This is a genomic window from Rubripirellula obstinata, assembly GCF_001642955.1.
GTDB lineage: Bacteria > Planctomycetota > Planctomycetia > Pirellulales > Pirellulaceae > Rubripirellula > Rubripirellula obstinata.
Genome location: NZ_LWSK01000228.1, coordinates 1 through 3,608, shown reverse-complemented (window position 1 = coordinate 3,608; position 3,608 = coordinate 1). Strand labels below are relative to the sequence as shown.

5 protein-coding genes are annotated in these 3,608 nt (G+C 56.1%); all 5 read left to right on the top strand.

Features of this window, described 5'->3' with window-relative positions:
• The coding region (locus RC85_RS25205; protein ID WP_162273284.1) for a hypothetical protein at positions 1–592 on the top strand (592 nt) is incomplete at its 5' end.
• 394 nt (positions 593–986) lie between these two features.
• Entirely contained in the window at positions 987–1,415 is a 429-nt protein-coding gene (locus RC85_RS27940; protein WP_162273283.1) for a hypothetical protein, read from the top strand.
• On the top strand, positions 1,412–1,987 hold the full coding sequence (locus RC85_RS25195; protein ID WP_149753248.1) for a hypothetical protein: 576 nt from the start codon (positions 1,412–1,414) through the stop codon (positions 1,985–1,987). Before RC85_RS27940 ends, RC85_RS25195 begins: the two co-directional genes overlap by 4 nt.
• A gap of 40 nt (positions 1,988–2,027) precedes the next feature.
• The gene (locus RC85_RS25190; RefSeq protein WP_160148256.1) at positions 2,028–2,879 is read left to right on the top strand and encodes an endonuclease/exonuclease/phosphatase family protein; all 852 of its coding nucleotides are present in this window, start codon (positions 2,028–2,030) and stop codon (positions 2,877–2,879) included.
• Positions 2,880–2,881: 2 nt separating this feature from the next.
• On the top strand, positions 2,882–3,391 hold the full coding sequence (locus RC85_RS25185; protein ID WP_200836869.1) for an SMI1/KNR4 family protein: 510 nt from the start codon (positions 2,882–2,884) through the stop codon (positions 3,389–3,391).
• Positions 3,392–3,608 lie beyond the last annotated feature (217 nt).

Genomic DNA, 3,608 nt, shown 5'->3' with positions numbered 1-3,608 from the left:
CGTGGACGAAGTCCGCGCCGACGGACCGCATCGCAACGGTGCATTGCGGATAACCATTGCATGCACCGGAGTGGCGGCCGCACACTTTTCTCTCTGCTTGCACGTCAAATCCCGCCACCTCGGTGATGCATACCGTTATCCGACTGAAATCGCAATGAAACCTATCCGTGTGCTAGCGATTCTCGCCTTTGCTGCTGTTGGTTGCAGCTTTCCGCTGCTAAACCCGAATCGCGAAGGATTCGCTCCTTGGGAAAAACTACCGGACGGCAACGGCATCACTTGGGTAAACAAATATGTGCACGACCCAGGCATCGACCCTCTTTACCTTGCATCATTCCGCTTCGATGATGAAACTGCCTTGCAGTTGGTTGTCAAAACATTCGGCCTTTCGCCACTTCCTGCCGATACTGACGTCGCGACATTCACCGAAACGATGCCCGATTCGATCGACTGGTTTCCGCTTCCAAACGTTTCTTCAACGTATGTATTTGCCGACTCGAATTCTTACCGCGGTGGTAACCGCGAATACGCTTCTAACCTGTGGGTGGACTCGACGCAGAACCTCGCTATCATTGAACGCACCTGGTGGTAGCTATGCTCGACCCAAAACGGCGGATAACCATGGGATGCACCGGAGTACGGCTTGCGAGATTTTCCGTGATGGTTGACTTTTCTCTCCGTACCCGGTGATCCCGGCCGTTATCCGACTGAGCCGCGGACACCTGCTGCCCGCCTCGCGCCATGCGGGGCACAACCGACGCGTACAACATGACCGCCAAAGCCGTTTTGCCCCCAACGCTTAACTTTGACCGAAGTGCCGACTGCCCTGCGGGGCATCAACCAACGCCTAACTTCCAACGCTCGAACAACGCCGGCGTGCCGGATGCACTGCGCGGCAAGAACAACCGCCTGTCTTCGGCTGCTCGATTTGCCGCTCCTCGCCGAAACTTGCTTGACCAACGAAACTTTGCTACGATTTGAAACTGGTGCTTGTCGCCCATAGGGACGAAGTCCGTGCTGACGGCTCGCATCGCGACGGTGTTTTGCGGATAACCATTGCATGCACCGGAGTGGCGGCCGCACGCTTTCCTCTCTGCTTGCACGTCAAATCCCGCCACCTCGGTGATGCATACCGTTATCCGACTGAGCTGCGGACACTTGATGCCCGCCTCGCGCCCTGCGGGGCACAACCAACGCACGACCAATACCGCTTTGCCCCATTGCTCGACCGACACCAAAGTGCCGACCGCCCTGCGGGGCATCAACCGACGCCTGAATTCCAATGCTCAATCAATGCTGACGTGCCGGATGCACTGCGTGGCATCAACCAACGCCTGTCTTCGGTTGCTCGATTTAACCCTACCTGCCGAAACTTGCTTGACCGACCTTTCCTTGCTACAATCTACGCGCGGTGATTACCACCCACGTGGACGAAGTCCGCGCTGACGGACGGCATCGTAATGGTGTTTTGCGGATAACCATTGCATGCACCGGAGTGGCGGCCGCACGCTTTTCTCTCTGCTTGCACGTCAAATCCCGCCACCTCGGTGATGCATACCGTTATCCGACTGAAATCATGAGCAACTCAACCCGCGTTTTACTTGGCGTCGTCACGCTTGCTTTCGTTGGTTGCGGCGGTGGTTCGTCGCTGCCGCAACATGCCGGTGTCGTTTTCGCGCACGTCGGGTCCGCTGACTCCGCAACGGGAACGAGCCATGTACTTACTGACGATGGGCAATTCTTCGCCGGATTTCACTACGGCGACCCACAAGCCACCGACTGGAACGCCACTATTGACTGGCGATTCCTGAAGGCCAACGACGCCGCTGACTCGTATCGGCTAAAATGGACGTTTACGCCTTCATCAGGCGCGACGGCAACCGGCTCGTCGGATGTCGCCTTCGACGGTTTGGCATCGGTCGTCGTCTCGGTCAACGATCAACTGACCATCACTATCGACCCCTTGCGACCCCAAAACGGCGGATAACCATGGCATGCACCGGAGCGGGGCTTGCGCGTTTTCACAAATGGAACATCAACCGTCCCCGCCCGGTGATGCCGGACGTTATCCGACTGAAATGAAGACACTCGCGATACTACTGACGATTCTCGCAATCCAATGCTCAACCGTGTTGGCCGAATCGTTTCGTATTGCGACGTACAACCTGAATTGGAACAATCGCCACGGAGACCAAGTTCTTGACGCAATCTCCACCGCGAAGCCTGACCTGATCTGCTTTCAAGAGACTACCTTACAATCAGAGCGATTCCTGCGAGAAAAGCTGTCTGTCGATTTCCCTCACTTCATCTCTGCCGGACACGCCGGTAAATACGCTGCAGAACGCTTTGCGTTCGCGTCAAAAACTCCCTTGTCCAATCCAAAATTCACACCTCCGGACGCTGGGCTGTTCGGATTCTATTCGACGACCATTTCTGTCGGTGGCACGGCAATCCACGTCGTCAACGTACACCTGTCGCCCGTCGTGCTGCAACGCGGCGATCGGATTACCGCGGTTATGAACGAACTCTCCAGAACCGAGGCCAAACACGAAATTGAAATCGCTGCGATCACAGGTGCGATCGACGTAAGGCGTCCGACCATTGTCGTCGGCGACTTCAATAGCATCTCGACGTTCGTCGCGCCCAAGACGTTGACGCAACATGGCATGATTGACTCTTTCGCATCAATTCACGATGACGCCGATACCCAACCGACATGGTCTTGGCCCACCCGGCCGTTGCCGATCTCACTTCGCATCGACTACATCTTTCACACACCACACTTTGTAACGTCCGAATCCGCGATTATCCAACGAGAGGGGTCGGATCATTACCTGTTGGTATCCGAACTTCAACGCGTCGCACCAGATGGCGGATAACCATGACATGCACCGGAGTCGGGCTTGCGGTCGTTTCCAAATGGAACATCAACCGTCCCGACCCGGTGATGTCGGACGTTATCCGACTGAATTCCGAGCTTATTATGTCCTTCCCTGTTGACTCGAAATGGATCGTTGCAACCGAACAGAAACTCGGGGTGCGATTTCCCGCGTCATACGCGACCTCGATGGCAACGCTTAACGGCGGTACCGTTATCTCGTCGGTAGACCACTGGTCCTTATTTCACATCCTCGACTCTTCTGACCGAAAAAGAATTGCACGGACATGCAGCAGCGTCGACCGCGAAACGGCCAGTGCCAGAGCGAACTCATACGGCTTTCCACCTGATGCCGTCGTGATTGGCGAGAACGGCGGTGGCGACTCGCTTATCCTTAAGCCGATGGATGACCACCCCGATACCCTTCAGCATGCGGTGTACTGGTGGGATCACGAAACCGGTGAATCACACTCCCTCGTGGACGACTTCGGTGATCTACCAAAGACGAAATAGACCAACTCGGCGGATAACCATCGCATGCACCGGAGCCGGGCTTGCGCGTTTTCACAGATGGAAGATCAACCGTCCCGGCCCGGTGATGCGTACCGTTATCCGACTGAAATTCGCTCGACTAGAACCATGCTGCCATGCCAACGCCACCCGTAGTCGCTCGATACGGAACCGGACCAAAAGCGATGACCATCGGACTCGCGGTTGCCGCCTCCGGTTT